23 protein-coding genes are annotated in these 22,501 nt (G+C 70.7%); 14 read left to right on the top strand and 9 right to left on the bottom strand.

The features are described 5' to 3' along the window. The first annotated feature begins 342 nt into the window (after positions 1-342). Genes OH804_RS26475 through OH804_RS26465 form a run of 3 tightly spaced genes read left to right on the top strand, consistent with a single transcriptional unit; the run spans position 343 to position 3,171 of the window. Positions 343-1,272, top strand: a complete 930-nt coding sequence (locus OH804_RS26475) for an ABC transporter substrate-binding protein (protein ID WP_406060210.1) — start codon at positions 343-345, stop codon at positions 1,270-1,272. 13 nt (positions 1,273-1,285) lie between these two features. Then, a complete protein-coding gene (locus OH804_RS26470) occupies positions 1,286-2,356 on the top strand; it encodes a FecCD family ABC transporter permease (RefSeq protein WP_406060208.1) in 1,071 nt (356 codons plus the stop codon). After that, entirely contained in the window at positions 2,353-3,171 is an 819-nt protein-coding gene (locus OH804_RS26465; protein WP_406060206.1) for an ABC transporter ATP-binding protein, read from the top strand. Before OH804_RS26470 ends, OH804_RS26465 begins: the two co-directional genes overlap by 4 nt. 16 nt (positions 3,172-3,187) lie before the next feature. On the opposite strand, the gene OH804_RS26460 is transcribed toward OH804_RS26465, so the two are convergent. The 5 genes from OH804_RS26460 to OH804_RS26440 all read right to left on the bottom strand — a co-directional run bounded on the left by OH804_RS26460 (position 3,188) and on the right by OH804_RS26440 (position 6,715). Then, positions 3,188-3,952 (bottom strand): VOC family protein, encoded by a 765-nt coding sequence (locus tag OH804_RS26460; RefSeq protein ID WP_406060204.1) that lies wholly within the window; start codon positions 3,950-3,952, stop codon positions 3,188-3,190. 94 nt (positions 3,953-4,046) lie between these two features. After that, positions 4,047-4,784: an ABC transporter permease gene (locus OH804_RS26455; RefSeq protein ID WP_196920636.1), complete on the bottom strand. Its 738-nt coding sequence runs from the start codon at positions 4,782-4,784 to the stop codon at positions 4,047-4,049. Positions 4,785-4,794: 10 nt separating this feature from the next. Further along, positions 4,795-5,766, bottom strand: coding sequence for an ABC transporter ATP-binding protein (locus OH804_RS26450; protein WP_406060202.1), 972 nt, complete (start codon positions 5,764-5,766; stop codon positions 4,795-4,797). After that, positions 5,763-6,074 (bottom strand): transcriptional regulator, encoded by a 312-nt coding sequence (locus tag OH804_RS26445; protein ID WP_366605853.1) that lies wholly within the window; start codon positions 6,072-6,074, stop codon positions 5,763-5,765. Before OH804_RS26445 ends, OH804_RS26450 begins: the two co-directional genes overlap by 4 nt. Next, positions 6,071-6,715 (bottom strand): transporter, encoded by a 645-nt coding sequence (locus OH804_RS26440; RefSeq protein ID WP_406060199.1) that lies wholly within the window; start codon positions 6,713-6,715, stop codon positions 6,071-6,073. The genes OH804_RS26445 and OH804_RS26440 overlap by 4 nt, the downstream gene beginning before the upstream one ends. 135 nt (positions 6,716-6,850) lie before the next feature. Here OH804_RS26440 and OH804_RS26435 point away from each other — a divergent pair, with 135 nt between their 5' ends. Genes OH804_RS26435 through OH804_RS26420 form a run of 4 tightly spaced genes read left to right on the top strand, consistent with a single transcriptional unit; the run spans position 6,851 to position 9,134 of the window. Next, complete coding sequence (locus tag OH804_RS26435; RefSeq protein WP_406060197.1) at positions 6,851-7,246, top strand: type VII secretion target; 396 nt, start codon at positions 6,851-6,853, stop codon at positions 7,244-7,246. Beyond that, positions 7,243-8,169 carry a WXG100 family type VII secretion target gene (locus tag OH804_RS26430; RefSeq protein ID WP_406060195.1) on the top strand — a complete coding sequence of 309 codons (927 nt, stop codon included), beginning with the start codon at positions 7,243-7,245 and terminating at the stop codon, positions 8,167-8,169. The genes OH804_RS26435 and OH804_RS26430 overlap by 4 nt, the downstream gene beginning before the upstream one ends. Before the next feature lie 9 nt (positions 8,170-8,178). After that, positions 8,179-8,523, top strand: a complete 345-nt coding sequence (locus OH804_RS26425; protein WP_196920641.1) for a YbaB/EbfC family nucleoid-associated protein — start codon at positions 8,179-8,181, stop codon at positions 8,521-8,523. Next, on the top strand, positions 8,523-9,134 hold the full coding sequence (locus tag OH804_RS26420) for a hypothetical protein (RefSeq protein WP_406060193.1): 612 nt from the start codon (positions 8,523-8,525) through the stop codon (positions 9,132-9,134). Before OH804_RS26425 ends, OH804_RS26420 begins: the two co-directional genes overlap by 1 nt. Here the strand turns inward: OH804_RS26420 and OH804_RS26415 are convergent. Next, positions 9,123-11,300 (bottom strand): HelD family protein, encoded by a 2,178-nt coding sequence (locus OH804_RS26415; RefSeq protein WP_406060191.1) that lies wholly within the window; start codon positions 11,298-11,300, stop codon positions 9,123-9,125. The genes OH804_RS26420 and OH804_RS26415 overlap by 12 nt on opposite strands. Positions 11,301-11,662: 362 nt before the next feature. Between OH804_RS26415 and OH804_RS26410 the strand changes: the two genes are divergently transcribed. Both OH804_RS26410 and OH804_RS26405 read left to right on the top strand, forming a co-directional pair. After that, positions 11,663-12,790, top strand: coding sequence for an IS30 family transposase (locus tag OH804_RS26410; protein WP_406060139.1), 1,128 nt, complete (start codon positions 11,663-11,665; stop codon positions 12,788-12,790). Positions 12,791-12,883: 93 nt separating this feature from the next. Then, positions 12,884-14,170 (top strand): IS256 family transposase, encoded by a 1,287-nt coding sequence (locus OH804_RS26405; protein ID WP_406060189.1) that lies wholly within the window; start codon positions 12,884-12,886, stop codon positions 14,168-14,170. 331 nt (positions 14,171-14,501) lie between these two features. Here the strand turns inward: OH804_RS26405 and OH804_RS26400 are convergent, their stop codons facing one another. Further along, complete coding sequence (locus OH804_RS26400) at positions 14,502-15,752, bottom strand: DUF222 domain-containing protein (protein WP_406060187.1); 1,251 nt, start codon at positions 15,750-15,752, stop codon at positions 14,502-14,504. 161 nt (positions 15,753-15,913) lie between these two features. Here OH804_RS26400 and OH804_RS26395 point away from each other — a divergent pair, with 161 nt between their 5' ends. From OH804_RS26395 to OH804_RS26385, 3 genes are read left to right on the top strand one after another with little or no spacing between them, the layout of a single operon-like run. Further along, positions 15,914-16,495 (top strand): ArsR/SmtB family transcription factor, encoded by a 582-nt coding sequence (locus OH804_RS26395; RefSeq protein WP_406060185.1) that lies wholly within the window; start codon positions 15,914-15,916, stop codon positions 16,493-16,495. 42 nt (positions 16,496-16,537) lie between these two features. Beyond that, on the top strand, positions 16,538-17,908 hold the full coding sequence (locus tag OH804_RS26390) for an MFS transporter (RefSeq protein WP_196920645.1): 1,371 nt from the start codon (positions 16,538-16,540) through the stop codon (positions 17,906-17,908). Then, positions 17,860-18,711, top strand: a complete 852-nt coding sequence (locus OH804_RS26385) for a menaquinone biosynthetic enzyme MqnA/MqnD family protein (RefSeq protein WP_196920646.1) — start codon at positions 17,860-17,862, stop codon at positions 18,709-18,711. The genes OH804_RS26390 and OH804_RS26385 overlap by 49 nt, the downstream gene beginning before the upstream one ends. A gap of 54 nt (positions 18,712-18,765) precedes the next feature. Here the strand turns inward: OH804_RS26385 and OH804_RS26380 are convergent, their stop codons facing one another. After that, positions 18,766-19,728, bottom strand: coding sequence for a hypothetical protein (locus tag OH804_RS26380; protein ID WP_406060182.1), 963 nt, complete (start codon positions 19,726-19,728; stop codon positions 18,766-18,768). Then, positions 19,728-20,717 (bottom strand): hypothetical protein, encoded by a 990-nt coding sequence (locus tag OH804_RS26375; protein WP_406060180.1) that lies wholly within the window; start codon positions 20,715-20,717, stop codon positions 19,728-19,730. Before OH804_RS26375 ends, OH804_RS26380 begins: the two co-directional genes overlap by 1 nt. Before the next feature lie 371 nt (positions 20,718-21,088). On the opposite strand from OH804_RS26375, the gene paaA reads away from it, so the two are divergent. Further along, on the top strand, positions 21,089-22,165 hold the full coding sequence (paaA, locus tag OH804_RS26370; RefSeq protein ID WP_406060178.1) for a 1,2-phenylacetyl-CoA epoxidase subunit PaaA: 1,077 nt from the start codon (positions 21,089-21,091) through the stop codon (positions 22,163-22,165). Beyond that, the gene (paaB, locus tag OH804_RS26365) at positions 22,162-22,482 is read left to right on the top strand and encodes a 1,2-phenylacetyl-CoA epoxidase subunit PaaB (RefSeq protein ID WP_406060176.1); all 321 of its coding nucleotides are present in this window, start codon (positions 22,162-22,164) and stop codon (positions 22,480-22,482) included. Before paaA ends, paaB begins: the two co-directional genes overlap by 4 nt. Positions 22,483-22,501 lie beyond the last annotated feature (19 nt).

The following is a 22,501-nucleotide window of genomic DNA, read 5'->3' as shown; positions in this document are numbered from 1 at the left end:
CGTCCCGCCCCGGCGGGGCCCCACCACCCGTTCCCGAGCCTCCAGATACGGGACATATCCTGACTGTGCGGCGGTCCGCTCGATCGTCCAGCGCCGATCGACCCTTGATCGATCCGGCACGTCCTGGCGGTGCGCTACCGTCTTAGCGACCAGTCCGCAGCGAAGCCGGTGCGAAACCCGGCGCTGTCCCGCAACTGTGATGCCCCACCGGTCGGTGGGGACGAGCCAGGTCGCCTACGGATCGGTCGCGATACGCGCTCTCGAGGAAGGGCGCCTCGTGGGCGGGCGTACGAAAGTCCCTGTCGGCGAAGCACCACACTCCTCGACCGACAGGAGGCCCCCATGTTCAGACGTACCCCTCGGCTCTTCGCGGCGACCCTCGCGGTCACCGCGCTCGCCCTCGGCGCCTGCGCCGAGAAGACCGACGACCAGCCGAGCGCCGGCACCGCGGCCGCCGCGTACCCGGTCACGGTCGGCGCGCTCACCCTTGACAAGCGCCCCGAGAAGATCGTCGTGTTGTCGCCAACCGCCACCGAGATGCTCTTCGCGATCGGCGCCGGCCCGCAGGTCACCGCCGTCGACGACCAGTCGAACTACCCGGCCGACGTGCCCAAGACCGACCTCTCCGCCTTCCAGCCCAACGCCGAGGCGATCGCCGGTAAGAACCCTGACCTCGTGGTGCTCTCCGACGACCGCAACAAGATCGTCGAGCAGCTCGGCAAGCTGAAGATCCCGGTGTACCAGACCCCGGCGGCGACCACGCTCGACGACTCGTACCGGCAGATCACCGAGCTGGGCACGCTGACCGGGCACGCCGACCAGGCCACCGACGTCACCACCCGGATGAAGGACGACATCGCCAAGCTGGTCAAGGACCTGCCGCAGCGCACCGAGAAGCTCACCTACTTCCACGAGCTGGGCCCGGAGCTGTACAGCGCCACCAGCAAGACCTTCATCGGCTCGCTCTACAGCCAGGCCGGCCTGACCAACATCGCCGACCCCGCCGACGCGGACGGCAAGAACTTCGGCTACCCGCAGCTGTCCCAGGAGTTCATCGTCAAGGCCGACCCGGACTTCGTCTTCCTGGCCGACGCCAAGTGCTGCCAGCAGAGCGCCGACACGGTCAAGGCGCGCAGTGGCTGGGCCGGCCTCACCGCAGTGAAGAACAACCAGGTCGTCGCCCTGGACGACGACGTCGCCTCCCGCTGGGGCCCGCGGGTCGTGGACCTGCTCCGGGTCATCATCGACGCGGTCGCCAAGGTGCCCGCGTGACAGTCGTCCGTCGGTGACCGGGTTGCTGTCTGCGGCCCGGCCTGCCGGGTTGCGCAAGCGGTGGCTGCTCGCGGGGGTGTTCGCGGTACTCGTCGCGCTCGTCGTCGGGGTGTCGCTCGGCCCGGTGAGCCTGCCCCCGGGCAGCGTCGCCGCCGAACTGCTCAACCTCTTTCCCGGGGTGCACCTCGACAGCGGGCTGACCGAGCGCGAGATCGCGATCGTCACCGAGCTGCGCCTGCCCCGGGTGGTGCTGGGCCTGCTCGTCGGCGGTCTGCTCGCTCTCGCCGGTGGTTGCTACCAGGGTGTGTTCCGCAATCCGCTGGCCGACCCGTACCTGCTCGGGGTGGCCGCCGGCGCCGGCCTCGCTGTCACCGCGGCGATCGCCCTCGGCGGCGCCGGCCAGCAGGGCACGCTCTCCGGGCTGCCGATGACCATTCCCCTGGCCGCGTTCGCCGGTTCCCTCCTCGCCGTCACGATGACCTACGTGCTGGGCGCGGCCGGTGGACGACGCGGGGCGCCGGCGATGCTGATCCTGGCCGGGGTGGCGGTCTCCGCGTTCCTCTCCGCCGGGCAGACGTACCTCCTGCAACGACACGCCGACAGCATCCAACCGGTCTACTCCTGGCTGCTCGGCCGGCTGGCCACCGCCGGTTGGCACGACGTGCTGCTGGTACTGCCGTACGCCGCGCTGACCACAGTGGTGGTGCTGCTGCACCGCCGCGAGCTGGACGTCCTCGCGGTCGGCGACGACGAGGCGAGAAGCCTCGGCCTGCACCCGCAGCGCACCCGCTACCTGCTGATCGCCGCCGCCTCCCTGGGCACCGCGGCGGCGGTCTCCGCGACCGGCCTGATCGGCTTCGTCGGCATCATCGTGCCGCACACCGTCCGACTGCTCGCCGGGTCCAGCTACCGGGTGATCCTGCCGATGTCACTGCTCTTCGGCGGCGCGTTCCTGGCGCTGACCGACGTGGTGGCCCGCACCGTCGCCGCTCCGTCCGAGCTGCCGATCGGAGTGGTGACTGCCCTGCTCGGTGGCCCGTTCTTCGTCCTCGTGCTGCGGACCGCACGGCGAGTGCTCACGTGAGCCACGAATCCGCCAGCCGCGAACCCGCCGCCGGTGCGCCGGCCGTCGAGGTGCGCGGGCTGCATGTCGCCCTCGGTGGCACGCCGATCCTGACCGGCGTCGACCTCACCGTCGCCGTCGGCGAGTGGGTCACCGTGATCGGCCCGAACGGCGCCGGCAAATCCACACTGTTGCGCGCCGTCGGCGGCCTGCTGCCCGCGCCGAAGGCGATCACTCTCTTCGGTACGCCGAGTGCTGCGCTGCGCCGTCGGGACCGCGCCCGGATAGTGGCCACGGTGGCACAGTCCCCGGTGGTGCCCCCCGGCATGTCGGTGCTGGACTACGTGCTGCTCGGCCGCACCCCGTACATCCCGACCCTGGGCCGGGAGTCGACCGCCGACGTCGACGCCGTGCACGAGGTGCTGGGGCAGTTGGACCTCGCCGGCTTCCACCGTCGCGAACTGGCCACCCTCTCCGGCGGTGAACGGCAGCGGGTGTTCCTCGCCCGCGCGCTCGCCCAGGGCGCGACGCTGCTGCTGCTCGACGAGCCGACCAGCGCGCTCGACATCGGCCACCAGCAGGACGTGCTCGAAGTCGTCGACCAGCTGCGCCGCGAGCACGGCCTGACCGTCCTGGCCACGATGCACGACCTCTCCCTGGCCGGCGAGTACGCCGACCGGATGGTGATGCTCGCCGCCGGTCAGGTGGTGGCCGCCGGAACTCCGCCCGAGGTGCTGACCGAGGAGCTGCTCGCCACCCACTACCGGGCCAGCGTCCGGGTGGTCCCCGGCGCCCACGGCCCGCTGGTGGTCCCCGTCCGCCCCACCCGCCCCTGAGCACGCTCTCCCAGGGTCAGGGGCCCAGGTCGATGACGGAGAAGAGGGCGCCCTGGGGATCGCGGAGGGCGGCGAAGCGGCCCGCCGGGATGTCACGGGGCGGGACCAGGATCGTTCCACCCAGCTCGGCGGCGCGGGCCGCGGCGGCGTCCGCGTCGGCCACCGCGAAGTACACCGTCCAGTACGCGGGCAGGTCGCCCGGGAAGTCGTCGGCCAGCGGCGGCATCATCCCGGCGACGATCTGCGTCCCGAGCCGCCACCCGGTGTACGTCATGGCGCCCACCGCCTGGTCGTCGGGCTGCCAGCCGAACACCAGCTCGTAGAAGACCTTCGCGCCCTCGGGGTCGGGGGTGACCAGCTCGTTCCAGCTCATCGCGCCCGGCACGTTGAACACCTCGGCACCGGTCATGGCCAGCGGCTGCCAGACGCTGAACGTGGCGCCGGCCGGGTCGGCGAAGACCGCCATCCAGCCCTTGTCGAAGACCTCGAACGGGGGTACGACGACCTGCCCGCCGGCCCGTTCGACCCGGCCGGCGACCAGCTCGGCGTCGTCGGTGGCGAGGTACGTCGACCAGATCGGGACCTGGTCGGGGATCGCGGGCGGGCCGGCGCCGGCCACCGGCTTGCCGTCGAGCAGGAAGACCGTGTAGCCGCCCGCCTCGGGCTCCGGGGTGACCTGGCCGGTCCACCCGAACAGCTCCGGGTAGAAACGCCGCGCGTCGGTCAGGTCCGGGGTGGCCAGGTCGGCCCAGCAGGGCGTACCCGGCGGGACGGTGCTCACGTCAAGACCCCTCTCGGCCCGGGCGGCCACGACGGCCCCCTGCCGGAATCCTGGCACCGTCCCGCCGCGGTCCGGGGCGGAAACGGACGAATCGTCAGCTGAACCGGCGACCCTCGTCCCGCCGGTACGCCCAGCCGGCGAGCGCGGCGAGCAGCACCACCCAGACACCGAGCATGATCAGTGCCAGCGGCTCCACGTCGTAGTCGCCCACCGCCGCCCACATCAGTTCGGCCGCGCCCCTGGTGGGCAGGTACGGCGCGATCGTCTCGATGAACCCGGGCGCGTCGCCCGGCGCGGAGAGCAGGCCGCCGCCGAACGCGAGCGGCAGGAAGAGCACCTGCGCCACCACGATCGCCGCCTTGCTCGGCAGCGAGTAGCCGATGGCGAGGCCCATCAGCGTGAACGGCACCGAGATGACGGCCACCGTGCCGAGAGCCAGCAGGAACGCCGCCGGGGTGAGCTGGGCCGCGGTCAGCGTCGCGCCGATCACCGCGACGGGGATCAGCGAGAGGTAGGTCAGCGCCAGGCCGGCCAGCACCCGGCCGGCGAACCGCGGCGCGGGTCCGGCCGGCAGGGTCCGGGTGTACGGGTTCCAGGGCTGGTCGCGGTCCTCGGCGACACCGACGCCGTACTGGAAGATGTTGGCGCTCATCACCGAGAAGGTGACCATCGACGCGGTGGCGTAGGTGGCACCGACCGCATCGTCACCGGCGAACGGCACCACGAAGAAGATCATGGCGGCAGCTGGGAAGAAGGCGCTGCCGAAGACGGCCACCGGAATCCGGATGATCTCCAGGAGTTGGTAGCGGGCGTGGACCAGGGCGAGCTGCACTGTCGCCTCCTCAGACGGTGGTGGGTCGGCCGCCGGCAGCGGCAGTGGTGGGTTGGCCGGTGCCGGCGGGCTCGTCGCCGCTGGTGACGTTTCCGCTGGTGACGTTTCCGCTGGTGACGTCGCCGCTGGTGATGGCGAGGAACGCCTCCTCCAGCGAGGTCGGCCGTACCTCCAGGTCGGTGAACGGGGTTCGGGCCGTGACCAGCGCTCGGACCAGCTCGTCGGCGTCGGTGGTGAGCAGGTGCAGCCGACCGTCGATCCGTTCGCTGCGGACCACCCCGGGCAGGTCGGGCAGGTCGTCGGCGACCAGGCTGACCCGGCGTACGCCCACGATGCCGCGCACCGCGTCCACCGTGTCGTCGGCCAGCACCCGGCCCTGCCCGATGACCACCACCCGGTGGGCGAGCGCCTCCACCTCCTCCAGGTAGTGGCTGCTCAACAGCACGGTGCCGCCGTCGTCGTGGAATGCCCGGATCGCGTCCCACAGGGTGTGCCGGGCGGCCACGTCGAGGCCCGTGGTGGGTTCGTCGAGCAGCACCAGCCGGGGCCGGCCGACGAACGCCAACGCCACCGCCAACCGGCGGCGTTGGCCGCCGGAGAGCCCTCCGGTCTGCCGTCGGGCCAGGTCGGCGAGGCCGAAGCGGTCGAGCAGTTCCGCCCGGGGCACCGGGTCGGGATAGTGCGCGGAGACGAAGTCGACGACCTCGCCGACGCGCAGCGTGCCGGGCAGACCGGTCTCCTGTGGGGTGACCCCGATCTGCCGCCGGCTCGCCGGGTCGCGGGGGTCGCCACCGAACAGCTCCACCCGCCCCGAGCTGGGGCGGCGCAGACCCACCAGCAGGTTCATCAGAGTGCTCTTGCCGGCGCCGTTCGGCCCGAGCAGGCCGACCAGCTCACCGGCCCGGACTTCCAGGTCGACACGGTCGAGGGCGAGGACGTCGCCGTACCGGCGGCTGGCCTGGTCGGCGCGGGCGAGGGTCATGGCTGCTCCTTCGACGGGGTGGGGTCGAGCAGGGCGCGGATAGCTTCGGTGTACTCCTCGAACGCCAGCCGGCCTCGCCGGCTGAGCCCGACCAGGGTCGCCGGCGTGCGTCCACGATGGGTCTTGCTGATCTCCACGTAGCCGGCGTCCTCGAGTTTGCGCAGGTGAACCGAGAGGTTGCCGGCGGTCATCGCGAGCAGCTCCTGGAGGCGGGGGAACGCGATCTTGTCGCCGACGTTGAGAGCGGAGAGGCTGGCGACCACCCGTAGCCGGGCCTGCGCGTGGATGACCGGATCCAGCTCGGTCACGGCTGCTGTCGCTGTCGCTGTCGCCGCCTGGCGAGCGCGCCGGCCACCAGCATTCCGCCGCCGCCGGCCACCGCCACGACGAGCGGGTGCCAGCCCGGCCCGGCGATCGCCCCGATCAGGTTGATCACGCTGATCCAGACGCCGAGGCGGAACAGGTCCTGGTCCAGCCAGACCGCCCCGCCGGCCATGTGCAGCGCGCCGGTCAGCCCGACGGCGGTCGCCGACCAGAGCAGCGCCGCCAGGTCGTGCGGCAGGTGCTCGGAGATCCGGCCCAGCCCCGCGTAGACGCTCACCGAACCGAGGGCCCAGGCGTAGCCGTACCACTGCCCTCGCCGGGCGGAGTCGCCGGTCACCTGGCCGTAGGCCTGCACGCTGACCACTGCCTGGATCGCTCCGGCGGTCGCGAGCAGTACGAAGAGGACGGTCAGCGGCAGCCAGCTCGGCAGGTGGACCAGCGCCCGGTCACCGGGGGAGAACCGCAGGAAGAACAGCCCGAAGCCGACCAGCCAGGCGACACCCCACGGCCAGTAGAGCAGGCGGGCATCGGGATCGAGCCGGCGTGCCGTCGCCGACCGTTGGTCCTGGATCAACCGGAGTGCCGCCGCGGCGTCGGTAGGCGGTGAATCATCGTCGAGGTCCACGCAAACTACTTTACGGCACAAAGTTGAGCTGGGTGACCCCGTCATCACCGGTCGGGACCCCCGCTCGCGGCGGGCAGTGCCTATGGTGGGGAGTCGTGGCGACTGACCCGTCGCACAGGCCACAGGGGAGGGTCCGTGTCAAGCCCGAGCAATGAGCTGGAGGTCCAGCCGGAGGCCCTGACGGCGTTCGCCGCGGGGTCCAAGGATCGGGCGGCCCGTTTCCGCGAGCTGCACCGCGCCTTCGGCGACGGCCACGTGCCCCGGCACGCCTTCGGGGTGATGCCGGCGTCCTTCAACCTCGCGGCGACGTACGCCGAGCAGTTCGAGGCGTGCCTTCAGGGGCTCGCCGACGGCGCCGAGATGATGGCGGACATCGCCGAGGGGGTCAGCGACACCGCCGCCGCCTACACCGGCACCGACGCGGCCACCACCGACCTGTTCGTGCCCGGCCGCCCGCCCGCCCCCGACGTCATAGCGCCCGGCCCGTGGTCGGGTGGCACCGCCGCTCCGAGCGGGCCGGTGCCCGCATGAGCACCGAGGCGTTGCAGCGCAACAAGACCTACTTCGAGCAGATCGTGTCGGGCACGCCCGACCCCTTCAAGCCGCTCTCCAACGCGGTGCTCTGGCCGTTCGAGCAGTTGCTGGAGCTGGTCGCCGGCGAACCGGACGACCTGATGCGGGCCGCGCAGCTCTGCCTGGACACCGGCGCGGCGGTCCGGGAGATCGCCGGTGACCAGATCGCCGACCGGGCCCGGTTGCGCGGCGCCTGGACGGGCGACGCCGCCGAGAGCTTCCATGCCTCGATGGAGTCGGTGGAGGCGGCGATCGAGGAGTTGGCCCAGGGGCTCGACGGCACCAAGGACGTGCTGGTCGAGGCGGCGAATGCGGCGGTGGACGCGTTCAACCTGCTGGTCGAGCTGATCCTCGAGTTCCTGCTCTGGTTCCTCACCGAGGTGATCATCGCGGCGGTGGCCGCGGCGCTGAGCGCCGGCGTCTCGCTGGCCGCCACTGTGGTCCGGGTGCTGGCCCGGCTGGCCACCACAGTGGGTCGGATGGTCAAGATCGTCGCTCGCTTCGCCGAGGTGCTCACCCGCCTCGCCGCCCGGCTGGGCAAGGTCGCCGGTCAGCTCCGCAAGTACGCGGACGCCGTCATGGAGATCAAGCGGCGGAAGAAGCAGTACAAGCTGCTCAGCAAGGGCGGCTGGACGCCCGAGGGGCGTGCCTTCCAGGTCGAGAAGTTCAAGACCCTCTTTCCCGGCAAGTTCGTCATCAACCAGGTCTCGCCGGTCAACATCCCCGGCTTCGGCGGCGCCCTGCTGGACACCGGCGTGGGTCTGCACGACATCTCCGACGGGCACAAGGACCGCAACTACCTGGTGGACGGCACGTACAGCGAAGACCTGGGCCCGTACACAGTGGGTGTGCAGAATGTCTTCGACTCCATCGTGAACTGAGAGGCAGCCATGACCTTCCCCGCCCTGGACCGAATCGAGGCGCTGGCTCGCAACCTGGACGGATGGCAGCGGCAACTCGCCGACCGGATGGCGGAGTTGGAGCAGACCAGCGCCGAGGGCGTCAGCGACTCCGGCCTGGTGCGGGTCACCGCCGCCGCCGACGGCAAGATCGTCTCCACGGAGCTGAACGCGCGGGCGATGCGACTGGATTCCTACAGCCTCGCCGAGGAGTTCACCGCCGCCGCCAACCGGGCGCAGGAGGCCGCCGCAGCCCAGGTCCGGGAGTTGGTCGGTGAGGTCATCGGCGCTCCGGGCGCCGGGCCGCGCCAGCCCGACGACCACGAGGGGCGCTGATGACTGTCGACGAGAGCCAGGCACGGTACGTCGACGGGATCACCCGACTGTTGCCGGCCGGGGAGCAGGTTCGCGCGGTGGCCCAGGTTCGAGCGGGCGGCGGGCTGACCCCGGCGCCACCCCCGCAGCCGTCGACGCCACCCGTCACGGGTGGGCCGGGCTTCCTGGGCGTCCTGCTCAACGTGCTGTCACCGAACATCACCTTCGGTCGTGCGGACAACGCCGTCGACTGGCTCTTCTTCGGCGTCGGAGGTCGAGGCGAGCCAGGTTCCCAGGCATCAGTGCTGCACCATGCAGTGACCGTGGCGACGAAGGGCACGGGCCTCCGAACCCTCGTGCTGGCGGTCACCGACCAGCGGCTGCTGCTCGGCGCTACAGCACCCGTCGGGTTGCTCTCCAGTTCGGCGGCGGACGAACGGGCGCAGGCCGACATCGAACTGCTCGGGTCCGTCCCACGCACCACCGTCACCGCCCGGTTCGGCAGGTACCGGCTGAACTGGAAGCGGCTGCGGCTCGACTTCGCCGACGGCTCGTGGCTGTCGTTCCACGTGCCGCTGGCCGAGTCCGGCCGCCCGCTGCGGGAGATCGCGGCCGCCCTGTCAGCCGGCTGACGCGTCGACGAGCGGTGCGGGCAGCGGCGCAACGTGCAGCACCGCCAGCCGGGACACCGCCCGGGTGAGCACCACGTACAGCCGGTGCAGCCCGCGCGGCTCGGCCGCGACGATCGCGGCCGGCTCGACCACCACCACGTGGTCGTACTCAAGGCCCTTGACCAGCGTCGCCGGCACCACCGTGACCCGCTCCGCGGCCGCCACGTCGTCGGCGGTCGCGGTCTCGACACCGGCCTCGGCCAGCGCCGCGCGGAGGCCGTCGACCGCGTCGTCCGCGGCGATCACACCCACCGAGCCGTCGTGCGCGAGCGCCGCGCGCACCTCGGCCACCGTCGCCGAGGTCAGGTCGGTCACCGTACGCACGTCCAGCCCGCCGTCGTGGCGCAGCGACTCGGCCGGCGGTACATCCACAGCGAGCGCCGGGAGCAGCAGGTTCGCGAAGGCGACGACCGCGGCGGGCACCCGGAAACCGATTGTCAACGGCACCACCACCGCGTCCGGCTTACCCAGGTGGGCAAGCGACTCCCTCCAGTCCGTCGCCGCCCACGGCGCGGTGCCCTGGGCCAGGTCACCCAGGAGCGTGACAGAGCCGTGCTCGCTGCGCCGGGCGATGGCCCGGCACTGCATCGGGGAGAGGTCCTGCGCCTCGTCCACCACCACGTGCCCGAAACCGGAGAGCCGTTCCAGCAGCCCGGTCGCCTCGTCGATCAGCACCGCGTCGGCAGCGGTCCAGCGGGTCGCCTTCGGCGTGCGGGCCGGCTTCGCCCAGGTCAGCTGCGCCTGCTCGGAGTCGCTGAGCAGGCCGTCCGCCGCGGCGGAGAGCCGGGCCGGATCGGAGAACAGACCGTGCACCAGCCCTTCCGGGGTGAGCGCCGGCCAGACCGCGTCCAGGAAGTCGAGCACCGGCCGGCAGCGGCCCATCCGACGAAGCCAGGCATCGCTGGGCGACTCCGCACGCCGCGCCTCGGCCTGCCGTTGCAGCAGGCTCACCACCCGCGCCTGCACGCGTTCCCGACCCGTGCCGTACGGCAGCCCCTCCCGGCGGGTCTCCTCGACGATCCGGTGCAACGGCTCGATCCCGATCCGCCAGCGGAACGACCCGTCCGACACGGTGATCGACTCGGTAGGGGTGCTGATCTGCGCCTGCACCGCGCGCCGCAGCACGCTCGCCATCCGTACGTCGTGTTTGAGCGCGGCCACCGCCGGCGCCTCGACCGCCCGCACCGGCACCCGGGAGATCAACTCCTCCACCGTGGCCTGCTCGACCTCCACCTCACCGAGCGCCGGCAGCACCGCCGCGATGTACGACAGGAACGCCCGGTTCGGCCCGACGATCAGCACACCCGCCCGCCGCAACCGCTCCCGGTGCAGGTAGAGCAGGTACGCGGCCCGGTGCAGACCCACAGCCGTCTTCCCCGTACCCGGCGCACCCTGCACGCAGATCGAGTCGGCGAGATCAGCCCGGACCAGCTCGTCCTGCTCCGGCTGGATCGTGGCGACGATGTCCCGCATCGGCCCGACGCGCGGACGCTCGATCTCGGCGGTGAGGATCCGACTGGTCGTACCGAGCTCCTCGCCCCGATCCAGCCGCTCATCCTCGAAGCTGGTCAACACACCATTGCTGAACCCGAACCGCCGCCGAACCGCCACCCCCTGGGGATCCCGCACACTCGCCCGGTAGAACGAACGGGAGACCGGCGCCCGCCAGTCCAGCACCAACGGCTCGCCACGATCGTCGGTGACATGCCGCCGCCCCACGTGATACCGCCGCCCGTGATGATCACCGCTGTGGTCGGGCGCGGTCGGGTCGCTCGCCGGCCTGCTGGCTGTGGGCCTGGCGCTCGTGGTGCCGCTGTCGGTGGTGCCGCTGTCGGTGGTGCCGTTGTTCGGGGCGTCGGCGAAGTCGAGGCGGCCGAAGAAGAGCGGAGTGGTCGGGTCGTCGGCCAGCTCGGCCACCCGACGGGCCAGGGTGCGGCCGAGCGTCTCGGCCGCGTACGCGTCGCCGGCCACCTGGTCACCGGTGGCGAACAGAGACTCGGCCCGCTCCCGCATCCGAGCCAGCGCCGCCCGCGAGGTGGTGAGGTGTGCCTGTTCGGCGGCCAGGTCCGCGTCGAGGTCGGTGTCGAGTTGGGGGTCGAGCTGGGGGTCGAGGTCAAGTGCGGGCATGCTGACGTCCCATCGTTCACATCTGCTGCGCGCTCGCGTGTCCGGGGGCGGATGGCCGGCCACCCGGCGCGAAGACGTCCGTTCCGGTGCAGCTCACCTCGGCCGTCAAGCGGCCTGCAACCATACGCTCCCCGACCCGCCGCATCCAGCGAATTACCGACGCGTCCACCCTTCCGAGACGGCGTGTTGCCCGGTCGGGTGTCCCCCGGGCGATCACGCTCCACCCCAGCGCCGTGGCTTCTCACGCCGCGACCGCCGAGAGAGCCGGTGATCGACTCGGCTTTCAAGAAGTCGCGGTGTCTGGGCCGCTTGGGCTCAAGTGGTTGTTGCAACGGGGTGGATTCTCGTCAGGATGAGGGGTCATGCCGGGGCAGAGGTTGTCGTCCGCGGAGCGGGCGCAGATTGAGGTGTTGTTCGGTCAGGGGTTGACGTTCCCGCAGATCGCGCAGGTGATCGGGCGGCATCGCTCGACGGTGTGGCGGGAGTTGTCGCGTAATCACTGCGGCACGGGGGGTCGGGTGCCGGTGGGTCAGCGGCATCCGCATGGTGCGGATCCTGGTTATGTGGCTGGGGTGGGCTATCCGAAGGGGTGGGGTGGGGCGTATCGGTGGAAGTACTCTCACCGCAATGCTCAGGGCAAGGCGGACGCGCGGGCGCGGCGTCCTCGTGAGGGCAAGTTGCGTCCGGGTCGGGGGCGGGCGTGGCCGCCGTTGTGGCAGACGGTCAAGGATCGTCTGGCGCAGCGGCACTCGCCGTGGCAGATCGCCCGGTCGCTGCGGCGGGAGTTTCCTGAGCGACCGGAGATGTGGGTGTCACACGAGACGATCTATCAGGCGGTCTACTTCCAGGCCCGAGGTGGGATGCGCCAGGAGTTAGCCCGGCAGGTCGCGTTGCGCTCTGGGCGGGCGTTACGGCGGCCTCAGTCGCGTCAGGCCAGCGCGGGGCGGGGAAGCCGCCCGTGGGTGCGTGACTTTCACATCTCGACTCGCCCGGCAGAGGTCGAAGACCGGGCCGTGCCCGGGCACTGGGAAGGCGACCTGGTCATCGGCGCCCGAGGCTCCAGCGCGATCATCACCCTGGTCGAACGCGCCACCCGATACGTGATGCTCGGCGCGCTGCCCGAATCGCGGGTCAGTGAACAGGTCATCGACACCCTGACCGGCCTCATGCGCCGCCTGCCGGCCGAGCTGCGCAAGACACTGACCTGGGACCAGGGCATCGAAATGATCCAGCACCCCGTCTTCACCCTGGCCACCGACTGCAAGGTCTACTTCTGCGACCCCCACAGCCCGTGGCAACGCGGCAGCAACGAGAACACCAACGGCCTCCTGCGCCAGTACTTCCCCCGCTCCAGCACCGACTTCCGCACCTGGACCCAGGACGACCTCGACGCCGTCGCCCGCGAACTCAACGGACGACCACGCCAAACCCTCGACTGGCAGAATCCAGCCGAGGTACTCCACAAACACCTGGTCGCAACAGCCGCTTGAAACCGCCCCGTTGGGACGGCCCGGGGTCTGTGGATCTAACGGTGTTTCCGGCCTGACCCATCGGGCGTTGTGCCTGGTGAGGAGGGTGCCGTGATGACCGCGACACTGAACGATCAGACCGGACGAAGGAAGCGGCCTGAGCCGTCGGCGGAGGCGAAGGCCGCGGCCGAGCTGGTTCGGGCGGCCAAGGAACAGGGCCTGTCGCTGACCGGCCCGGACGGGCTGCTCAAGCAGTTGACCAAGACGGTCCTGGAGACCGCGCTGAACGAGGAGATGACCGAGCACCTCGGCTATGAGAAACACGACGCGGTGGGCGCCGGGTCGGGCAACATCCGCAACGGCACGAGGTCGAAGACGGTGCTGACCGACGCGTCGGGGCCGGTGCCCATCGAGGTGCCGCGGGATCGGGCTGGCACGTTCGAGCCGCAGATCGTCCGTAAGCGGCAGCGCCGGTTGTCCGGGGTCGACGAGGTGGTGTTGTCGCTGTATGCCAAAGGGCTGACCACCGGAGAGATCAGTGCTCACTTCGCTGAGATCTATGGCGCTTCGGTCAGTAAGGAGACGATCTCGCGGATCACTGACAAGGTGATCGAGGAGATGACCGACTGGTCGCACCGGCCGTTGGATGAGATCTACGCGGCGGTGTTCATCGACGCGATCGTGGTCAAAGTCCGTGATGGGCAGGTCGCCAACCGGCCGTTCTACGCCGCGATCGGAGTCACCCTCGACGGGGAGAAAGACATCCTCGGACTGTGGGCCGGCACCGGTGGTGAGGGTGCGAAGTTCTGGATGAGCGTGCTGACCGACCTGCGTAACCGGGGTGTGAAGGACGTGTTCTTCCTCGTCTGCGACGGGTTGAAAGGCCTGCCCGAGGTGGTCACGAACGTGTGGCCCCAGACCGTGGTCCAGACGTGCATCATCCATCTGATCCGCAACACGTTCCGGCTCACCTCCCGCAAGTACTGGGACGCGATCAAGCACGACATCAAACCGATCTACACCGCCGTCAACGCCACCGCGGCCCGGGCCGCGTTCGACGACCTGGCCGAGAAGTGGGGCGGCAGGTATCCGGCGGTGATCCGCCTGTGGGACAACGCCTGGGCCGAGTTCATCCCGTTCCTCGACTACGACGTGGAGATCCGCAAAGTCATCTGCTCCACGAACGCGATCGAGTCGTTGAACGCCCGCTACCGGCGGGCGGTCAAGGCCCGCGGCCACTTCCCCAACGAGCTGGCCGCGTTGAAGTGTCTGTATCTGGTGACCCGGTCCCTGGACCCCACCGGAGCAGGCAGAACCCGATGGACGATGCGCTGGAAACCCGCGTTGAACGCCTTCGCCATCACCTTCAGCGACCGCTTCCCAGCCGCTGAAACCTACTAACCAAGATCGCCGGAAACACCGTTAGCGAGACAGCCCCACGGCCCGGTTTCCAGGAAATCGAGTCGATCAACGGGAGACGCGACTTGGGGCGGCAGGCCAGCGGGGTTGTCGTATGTCTGGCGCGGGTCAAGGTCAAGGGCGTGGGGCGTGGGTCGCGGTCGGCGCGTGTCGCGGTCGCGGGGCGTGGGTCGCGGTCGGCGCGTGTCGCGGTCGCGGTCGCGGGGCCGTGGTCGCGGTCGGCGCGTGTCGCGGTCGCGGGGCGTGGGTCGCGGTCGGCGCGGGTCGCGGTCGCCGGTCGCGGTCTTGGGTGGCGTGGGCGTGGTCGGCGGCGTCAGCAGCGCAGGTGGTAGAGGCTGCGCCGTGGGATGCGCAGCGGGTCGAGCCAGCTGGGCGGGAGGAAGTCAGGTCGACCGTCCGCCGCGATACGGACCTCCCAGTCACCGCGGTGGATGAGCCGGTGGTGGTAGCCGCAGAGCAGCACCGCATTTCCCAGCGCAGTCGCCCCACCGTCGGCCCAGTGTCGGACGTGGTGGCCGTCGCACCACCTCGGCGGCCGATCACAACCAGGAAAGGCGCAACCGCCGTCGCGTAGGACCAGCGCGCGCCGCAGGGGGCCGGTGAAGAGCCGGCGCTGGCGACCGACGTCCAGGACCTGACTGTTGCCGCCGAGCACAGCCGGCAGCACGCCAGCGTCGCAGGCAAGGCGGCGGACCGCACCGGGCGTGAGGCGCGTGCCGGTCTCCAGTGTTCCGGCGCGTACGCCGTTGACCAGCTCGTCCAGCGACACGGTCACCACCAGCTGAGGACGGTCGCCGCCGTTGTCGGGCAGCTGGCCCGTGCGGAGCGCCAGTCGGCAGATCTCGCCCAAGGCGTCGGCGCGGCGCTGACCATGACTGCGGTCGTCGTGCTCACCGGCTGGGGCGCAGAGCGGATCGATCGCCTCGCGGAGCAGGCTCGCGGTTTCGGTGTCGAGGTTGCCGCTGAGGCGTACCTGCCCGTTCTGTTGCTCGGAGAGCGTGACGTGCCGGCGGGCCTCGGCCCGCTCGGTGGCCCGCTCCAGAGCCTTCAGCTCAGCCTGGTCTGCCAGCTCCGGGGCGACATGCGTGAGAACGCGTTCGCCGAGCCGACTGAGGATTGTCGGATCGAAACGGTCGGCCCAGGTGACAAGCAGTTGAGTGGCCTTGTCGGCGACTTCGGGACCAGCCTCGACCGGGAGGGCGGCGATCGTCTCGGCAACCACTCGCCCCTGCTCGACGGTGATGGCGCCGCTGAGCAGCGCGTCGCGCACCGCTGGCGGGGCGGCGTCGATGGTGGCGGCAAGTTGGACCAGCTGGCGCGCGTTGCGACCGGAGAGCCGCAGTCGCTCCCGCAGCCAGACCGCGGTGGACGAGGCACCCTGCGCGACAGCCACGCCGCGACCGTCCAACTCGCGGACCAGGCCGAGCTGAACGGTTGCCAGCCGCTGCGACAACACCTGAGTCGCGTCGAGAGAAGCAAGCAACTCGTCATCGGAGAGCCCCCAGAGCGTGGTTTCGGCGCAGTCGTCAACAGCACCGCCCACCTGCTCCAACGCCTCCAGCATGGACCCACAATAGAACTGGTGTACGACACTTTCAGGTCAGTGTCGATCAATGGATGGACACCGAGTTCGTCGACCATGGCGAGCTGCCCACGCCCTACTCGTGGTCTGAGCGGGACGTGGGGGTGGTGGCAGGTTGGGGGGCCGGCCGGGATCATGGGCCTATGACCGAGGCCCGTCCCGATGCGCGCCGGATGATCAGTGACCCGCAGGTGATGCGGGCCCTGGCCCACCCGGCCCGGATCGCGATCATGGAATACCTGAGCAGTCGTGAGAGCGGCGGAACCGCGACCGAGCTCGCGGAGATTGTCGGGCTGTCGCCGAGCGCGACCAGTTACCACCTCCGGGCGCTGGCGAAGTTCGGCCTCGTCGAAGCGGCGCCGAGCAGGGGGGACGCCCGCGAGCGGGTGTGGCGTGTGTTGACTGCGGGTTGGATGGTCGACGCAGGTCGCGAGGCCGGGCCCGCAGCACGTGCGGCCGAGCAGGCGGTGGTGGAGGCACATGCGCTCCGGGGGATGGAGCGGATTCGGGATTGGTCGCGGCGCGCCGCGGATGAGCCCGCCGAGTGGTACGACAAGGCGCTGTTCAACGACTCGCTGCTGCTGCTCACCGCGGAGGAGTTGGCCGAGCTGAACGAGGCGGTCCTGGCGCTGCTCCGGCCGTACCACCCGCGACGGCGGCAAGGTGACCCACCGCCGGGGGCGCGAACCGTCGCCGTGCACTACCGGACGGTGCCCTTGGCATAGGCGGGGTTGCATGAATCAGTTGTGAAGGATTATTTTCGAAGTATGTCCTTCACAACTGACGAGTCGCGCTGGGCGGACGTCTGGCTCGCCGCTGCCGCTCGGGGCACCACCATCTGCGGTGACTTCCTCGCCGCTACCGCGCTCGCGCTGGCCCTACAGGGTGCCGGTGCCGGCGGGCTGGCCGTGTCGGGGCTGCTGCTGGCCGCCACGCTGCCGCTGGTGGTGCTCGCCCCGCTCGCGGGCCGACTCGCCGACCGGACGGACAGCCGTACCCTGCTGGTGACCGTCGGGTTCGGGCAGGCCGCGATCTGTGCGCTCCTCGCCGTCGTCGAACAGCCGGTCCTGGTGGTCGGGCTCGTCGCAGTGCTGGCCTGCGGGCTCGCGGTGACCCAACCCTGCCTGGCGGCGCTGCTGCCGGCGATGGTCCGCCCAGCCGACCTGCCACGAGCCAGCGCGATCAGTCAGACCGCCGTCTCGCTCGGTGCGCTCGGCGGCCCGGTGCTGGCCGGCCTGTTGGTGGGGCAGTTCGGCACCCGCGTACCGCTGCTTCTCGATGCCGCGACCTACCTGGCGCTCGTGGTCGCCGGCCTGCTGCTGCGGACCCGACGCGGCGGCCGCCGACCCACCGCCAGCCAGACCGCCGCCAATGCCAGCCCGGCCGCTGCCAGCAGCGAGGCCGGCGTGGCAACCGCCGGGGGTACGGAGATGGGCTGGCGGCTGCGCCGCGACCCGCTGATGCTCGTCATGGTGGTGAGCACCGCCGTGGTGATCGCGGCGATCGGCGGTATCAACGTGATCGAGGTCTTCTTCATCCGGGAGACGCTTGGGGATTCGGCAACCACGTACGGCCTGGTCAGTGCCGCATGGATGGCCGGCATGCTGCCGGGGAGCTGGCTTGCCGTACGACTCGCCAGGCGGCTCGACGACGACGGCGCGTTGGTACGGGGGGTGCTGGCCACCCTGGCCGTGTGCAGCCTGATGGTGTTGCTCGCGGCGACGGTGCCGGCGGCGGGCGTGTTGGTGCCGCTCTGGCTGGTGGGGGGCGCGGCCAACGGCGGCGACAACGTCTTCGCCAACCTGCTCACCGCTCGGCGGGTGCCGGAGGCGATGCGAGCTCGGGCGTACGCCACCTACGGCGCGGCGGTGCAGGGCGGCTCGATGGCGGGCTTCCTGGTCGGCGGGGCGTTGCTCGCGGCCGTTCCGCCTCGGCCGCTGATCGCCGGCGCCGGTGTGGTCGGGCTGCTGGTGGTGCTGGCCTTCGTGCCGGTCGTGGCCCGGGCGGTACGACGGTCGTCAAGTGCGGGGTTGGCCACTCCGGGCCGGCCCGCCGAGCCGGAGCCAGCGGCCGGGGATACGGTCGGGCCATGGCTGAGCGCATCGCACGCCCGCGGGTCGGGCACATCCAGTTCCTGAACTGCCTGCCGATCTACTGGGGTCTGATGCGCTCCGGTGCCCTGCTCGACGTGGACCTGCACAAGGACTCACCGGACCGGTTGAGCGCGGCGTTGGTCGCCGGTGACCTCGACATCGGCCCGATCACGCTGTTGGAGTACCTCAAGCACGCCGACGAGCTGCTGCTCCTGCCGGACCTGGCGGTGGGCAGCGACGGCCCGGTGCTCTCGGTCAACATGGTCTCCACCCGGCCCCTCGGCGAGCTGGACGGCGCCCGGGTGGCGCTCGGTTCGACCTCGCGGACCGGGGTCATGCTGGCTCAGCTGCTGCTCGCCGAGCAGTACGACGTGCGGCCCGAATACTTCCGCTGCCCGCCGGATCTGACCCAGATGCTGCTGGAGGCCGACGCCGCAGTGCTGATCGGGGACGTGGCGCTGCGGGCGTACTACGAGGCACCGCAGAAGGGCCTCACTGTCACCGACCTCGGGCAGGCGTGGCGGGAGTGGACCGGCCTGCCGATGGTCTTCGCCGTCTGGGCGGTCCGCCGCGACTTCGCCGCCGCCCACCCGGGCCTCGTCAAGGAGGTGCACGAGGCCTTCCTGCGTTCGCGGGACCTCTGCCTGGCGGAGCTGGACCAGGTCGCCGAAGCGGCGGCCCGCTGGGAGACCTTCGACGCGGAGACGCTGGCCACGTACTTCCGGACCCTCGACTTCTCCCTCGGCGACCGGCAGGTCGCCGGGCTGCGCGAGTGGGCCCGACGGGCCGCCGCCATCGGCGAGGCCCCGGCACTGCCGGACGGCGGCCCGGAGTTCTTCGCCGGCTGACCGTCGCCCGCCGGCCCGTCAGTGGCCCGGGCCGGCAACGTCAGCCTGAGCGGCTCAGGTGCCGGGGCGGAGCAGGGCCTCGGTGATCTTCTCGCAGTTCTTCATGCCGTAGTCGTAGCCCATGTTGATCGGGTACTTGACCATCACGCCCATCGTCCAGGTGTCACCGATGGCCAGGCAGTTGATGTGCATCTCCTGCTCCTTGGTCCGGTCGATCCACCCGTTCTTGATGGCGATCTTCTTCTGCTCGGCTGCCGGGAACGCCTTGCGGATGCCGAAGTCGCCGGCACCGCGAACCTGCTTCATCTCGTTGAGCAGCCACTTGGTCCACTTCGGCCCGGCGGCGGTGCCGGTGGCGATGCAGTTGCCCATCCGGGCGGTGTCCCGGGGGGAGAGCGCCGTCCGACTCCAGCCGCCGTCGGGGGCGACGCTGCTGTCGGTCAGCTTGCACATGGAGATGAGCCGCTTGATCGAGGCGTCCCGGTCGACCTGGTTGTAGAACTGTTCGGCACGGGTGTTGTCGCTGTCCCGGATGATCCGCGTCGCGTCGGCGAGCTTCGCGTCGCTCGGGGTCCGGCCGTCGTCGGCGGCGCGACGCAGGTAGTCGGCGACGATCCAGGCTTTGATCAGCGAGGCGGTCGTGCTGGTCTCGCCCATGTTCTTCGAACCGATGATCTTTCCGGTGCGGCGGTCGAGGACGCTCCAGGAATACCAGCCCTCGATGTTCAGCTTGAGGTCCTTGGCCACGAAGGGCAGCGGTTCCAGCGACGGGCTGGGGCTCGGTGACGGCGAGGACGGCTGGCGGGCGCTGCGGTCGGTGCCGGCGCCGGTGGGGCGGTCGCTCGTGCCGGAGCCGGCGTCGCCCCACTTGGCCGCGGCGGACGACTGGAACGGCGACCCGGGCAGCAGCCGCAGCGACACCAGCACCAGCCCGATCAGGATGACCGCGATGGCGATCAGCCGAATCGGGGAGGCCTCGCCGCCGTTGCGCCGGTCTACCCGACGGTTACCGGCCATCAGAGCTTCCCGACCGGCTGCTGCGGCACCTTGAGCGCGGCGCCCGGCTGCGGGGTGACCAGTTGGGTGGTCACACTGGCGCAGACCTTCGCGCCGTAGTCCAGACCGGTCCTGATCGGGTAGCGCAGCATCACCGCGAGGCTCCACTTGCTGGTGACGGCGAGGCAGTTGACGTGCCAGGTGCCATCGCCGTAGATGGGGGTCCAGCCGTTCTTGATGCTGACCGGGCCCTGAGCGGTGATCGACTTCGGTAGGCCGTCGATGATCCCCCAGCGGCCACCGCCGGACGAGGCTTTCTGGTCCTTGGCTGCGGTGGTGCCCCGGACCTTGCTCATCTGGTCCAACACCCACTTGGTCCACTTCGGACCGGCGGCCTTACCGTCGGCGATGCAGTCGCCGACCCGGACCGCGTCGCGGGGGGACATCCGGGTGAAGCTCCACCAGCCCTCGTACTTCGGCACGTTGCCGCGCTTGGTGTCGGTCAGCCCGCAGATCTTGATCGCCCGCTGGATGACCGGTCCCGGCAGCCCGTTCGGCGGCACCTTGTAGGAGCCGCCCGCAGCGGCGTAGACCTTGTTGGCCGCTCCGTCGTTGCTGTCGATGATGGCGACTCGAGCCGCTTCCTTCATCGCTGCGGACGGCTCCTTGTCGCCGAGCTGTCGCAGGTAGTCGGAGACGATCCACGCCTTGATCATCGATTCGGTGGAGCTGGTCGCGGTCATGTTCGGCGACCCGGAGATCTTGCCGGTCTTCCGATCCAGCAGGGCCCACGAGAAGAATTCACCCTTGAAGCTCACCGACACCGGGCCGGCCGCCAGGGTGGGCGGTGGTGGTGGGGCGGGCGCGGGCGCGGCGACGCTCGACGTGCCGCCTCCGCCGCCTCCGCTGCCGTCGTCACTGGCGAGTCGGGCGTACGCGGTGGGGACCAGTAGGACGCCGCCGAGCACGACCGCCGTGATGGCGAGCACCAGGGTCACGCGAGATCGCATGAGTGGGTGAACTCCAGGTGTCAGGGCCGGGGGGACCGGCTTGTCGTCGGGACGAATCGGGTGCGATCGCCGAGGCCGGGGGAGGTGGCCTCTGTGGAGATGTCGATGCTGGCACCTGATCGGTTGTCCGGCAGAAGTCTACGTCCGGACCGGCGGACCGCCAGGGTTCGACACTAGGCAACCTGGGATAAAGGCGGGATATGGGGCCGGTATGAGGTTTTTGCAGTGATTCACCTTTGTTTCGTGGCCTACGTCACGGCGAACTGTCGGCCCTCAGGTAGCACAAAGCACTCATCCGCTTACAGATGGGATGGGCGGATTCCTGTTACACCCCCTGGTGCAACGCGGCGCAAGCTGTAACACTTAGCCTCATGTATGGCAACGACTTCTCCGCCCCGAACGGCGCCCCGGACGACTCGCCCGGCGGCCTGCTGGGCGAGGTCGAGGCCGCCGAGGCCGAGCTGCGGGCAGCGGCGGCGCGCGGGCGGCGCGGCGGGCCCGCGCCGGACGAGGACCTGGCGGCGTACTTCGCCGAGGTGGTCGACGCCGAGCAGAAGATCGAGCCCCGCGACTGGATGCCCGACGCGTACCGGCGCACGCTGATCCGGCAGATCGCCCAGCACGCCCACTCCGAGATCATCGGCATGCAGCCGGAGGGCAACTGGATCAGCCGGGCGCCGTCGCTCAAGCGCAAGGCGATCCTGCTGGCCAAGGTGCAGGACGAGGCGGGTCACGGCCTCTACCTCTACGCCGCCGCCGAGACCCTCGGCATCAGCCGCGACGAGCTGGTCCAACTGCTGCTCGACGGCCGCCAGAAGTACAGCTCGATCTTCAACTACCCCACCCTCAGCTGGGCCGACGTGGGCGCCATCGGGTGGCTGGTGGACGGCGCGGCGATCGTCAACCAGGTGCCGCTCTGCCGCTGCTCCTACGGCCCGTACGCCCGAGCGATGATCCGGGTCTGCAAGGAGGAGTCGTTCCACCAGCGGCAGGGCTACGAGATCCTGCACACGCTGGCGCACGGCACCCCCGAGCAGCAGGCGATGGCCCAGGAGGCGGTGGACCGCTGGTGGTACCCGTCGCTGGCCATGTTCGGCCCGCCGGACGGCGACTCCACGCACTCCGCCCAGTCGATGGCCTGGAAGATCAAGCGCTTCTCGAACGACGACCTGCGGCAACGCTTCGTCGACATGTGCGTCCAGCAGGCCGAGATCCTCGGGCTGCGCATCCCCGACGCCGACCTGCGCTGGAACGACGAGCGGCAGGCGTACGACTACACCCAGCCGGACTACGACGAGCTGATGCGCGTGATCTCCGGCAACGGGCCGTGCAACCGGGAACGGATCGCGCACCGCCGGGCCGCGCACGCCGACGGCAGCTGGGTACGCGAGGCCGCCGCGGCGTACGCCGCGAAGCGGGCGGGACAGAAGGAGGCGGTGGCCGCGTGAGCGAGCGTAGCGAGCAAGCCGAGCAACCCGGCATGACGAGTCATTCGCCTTTGTGGGAGGTCTTCGTGCGGGCCCGGCGCGGGCTGTCGCACACCCACGTCGGCAGCCTGCACGCCCCCGACGCCGAGCTTGCTCTGCGCAACGCCCGTGACCTCTACACCCGCCGCCAGGAGGGCGTGTCGATCTGGGTGGTGCCGGCCAGCGCGATCACCGCGTCCAGCCCGGACGAGAAGGATGCCTTCTTCGACCCGGCCGCCGACAAGGTCTACCGCCACCCCACCTTCTACGAGGTGCCGGACGGGGTGGCCCACCTGTGAGCGAGCGAACCAGCGAGAG

The organism is Micromonospora sp. NBC_00860, from assembly GCF_045207375.1.
Lineage (GTDB): Bacteria > Actinomycetota > Actinomycetes > Mycobacteriales > Micromonosporaceae > Micromonospora > Micromonospora vinacea.
The sequence above is the reverse complement of the archived record's forward strand: the minus strand, read 5'-3'. Positions and strand labels throughout refer to the sequence as shown.

What these genes read in the sequence shown, in the direction of transcription:
- OH804_RS26405 (WP_406060189.1), top strand. Translation starts at nt 12,884, where the DNA reads ATGACCGCGACACTGAACGATCAGACCGGACGAAGGAAGCGGCCTGAG.
- OH804_RS26420 (WP_406060193.1), top strand. Translation starts at nt 8,523, where the DNA reads ATGACTGTCGACGAGAGCCAGGCACGGTACGTCGACGGGATCACCCGA.
- OH804_RS26400 (WP_406060187.1), bottom strand. Translation starts at nt 15,752, where the DNA reads ATGCTGGAGGCGTTGGAGCAGGTGGGCGGTGCTGTTGACGACTGCGCC.
- OH804_RS26395 (WP_406060185.1), top strand. Translation starts at nt 15,914, where the DNA reads ATGACCGAGGCCCGTCCCGATGCGCGCCGGATGATCAGTGACCCGCAG.
- OH804_RS26450 (WP_406060202.1), bottom strand. Translation starts at nt 5,766, where the DNA reads ATGACCCTCGCCCGCGCCGACCAGGCCAGCCGCCGGTACGGCGACGTC.
- OH804_RS26385 (WP_196920646.1), top strand. Translation starts at nt 17,860, where the DNA reads ATGGCTGAGCGCATCGCACGCCCGCGGGTCGGGCACATCCAGTTCCTG.
- OH804_RS26475 (WP_406060210.1), top strand. Translation starts at nt 343, where the DNA reads ATGTTCAGACGTACCCCTCGGCTCTTCGCGGCGACCCTCGCGGTCACC.
- OH804_RS26375 (WP_406060180.1), bottom strand. Translation starts at nt 20,717, where the DNA reads ATGCGATCTCGCGTGACCCTGGTGCTCGCCATCACGGCGGTCGTGCTC.
- OH804_RS26415 (WP_406060191.1), bottom strand. Translation starts at nt 11,300, where the DNA reads ATGCCCGCACTTGACCTCGACCCCCAGCTCGACCCCCAACTCGACACC.
- OH804_RS26430 (WP_406060195.1), top strand. Translation starts at nt 7,243, where the DNA reads ATGAGCACCGAGGCGTTGCAGCGCAACAAGACCTACTTCGAGCAGATC.
- OH804_RS26390 (WP_196920645.1), top strand. Translation starts at nt 16,538, where the DNA reads ATGTCCTTCACAACTGACGAGTCGCGCTGGGCGGACGTCTGGCTCGCC.
- paaA (WP_406060178.1), top strand. Translation starts at nt 21,089, where the DNA reads ATGTATGGCAACGACTTCTCCGCCCCGAACGGCGCCCCGGACGACTCG.
- OH804_RS26425 (WP_196920641.1), top strand. Translation starts at nt 8,179, where the DNA reads ATGACCTTCCCCGCCCTGGACCGAATCGAGGCGCTGGCTCGCAACCTG.
- OH804_RS26410 (WP_406060139.1), top strand. Translation starts at nt 11,663, where the DNA reads ATGCCGGGGCAGAGGTTGTCGTCCGCGGAGCGGGCGCAGATTGAGGTG.
- OH804_RS26380 (WP_406060182.1), bottom strand. Translation starts at nt 19,728, where the DNA reads ATGGCCGGTAACCGTCGGGTAGACCGGCGCAACGGCGGCGAGGCCTCC.